The following is a 602-nucleotide window of genomic DNA, read 5'->3' as shown; positions in this document are numbered from 1 at the left end:
GCGCCAGGCGGTCGGTCCCGACGTCGACATCCTGCTCGACCTGCACGGCAATCTCGGTACCACGGATGCCATCACCTATGGGCGGATGCTCGAAGCGTCGCGGCCGTTCTTCTATGAGGAGCCGGTCGATCCGATGAACGTCGCCTGCATGAAGAAGGTGTCGGCGAACGTGAAGATCCCGATCGCGGCCGGCGAGCGGCTCTACACCCGCTACCAGTTCCGCCCCTATCTGGAGAGCCAGGCGCTCGACATCCTGCAGCCGGACATGGGCCTGTGCGGCGGGATCACCGAGGCGCGCAAGATCGCGGCCTATGCCGAGACCTACAATCTCCACGTCCAGCCGCATAATTGCGGCGGCCCGGTCTCGACCGCGGCCGGCGTGCAGCTCGACGCGGCGATCCCGAACTTCATCATCATGGAATGGTTCCCCTACTGGACCGACGACCGCTACGCGATCGTCACCGACGCGCTGGAACACCAGCAGCGGAACAGCCGCTACCGGATCCCTGACCGCCCAGGCCTCGGCATCGAGCTGAACGACGACTATCTCGGCCGCTTCGACAAGCTGGTCGTGGGAGGCCAGGCATGAAGATCACCGGCCT

Annotated in this window: 1 protein-coding gene; it reads left to right on the top strand. The window is 65.3% G+C overall.

Going from position 1 to position 602, the window contains the following annotated elements; all coding sequences use genetic code 11:
- Positions 1-589, top strand: a 589-nt coding sequence (locus EQG76_RS17205; protein ID WP_200840881.1) for a mandelate racemase/muconate lactonizing enzyme family protein, incomplete at its 5' end; no start/stop codon positions are given.
- Positions 590-602: the final 13 nt, after the last annotated feature.

Origin of the sequence: Geminicoccus flavidas (assembly GCF_009806515.1) — a bacterium.
GTDB lineage: Bacteria > Pseudomonadota > Alphaproteobacteria > Geminicoccales > Geminicoccaceae > Geminicoccus > Geminicoccus flavidus.
Note: the sequence above shows the minus strand (reverse complement) of the source record. Positions and strands in the feature narration are given on the sequence as shown.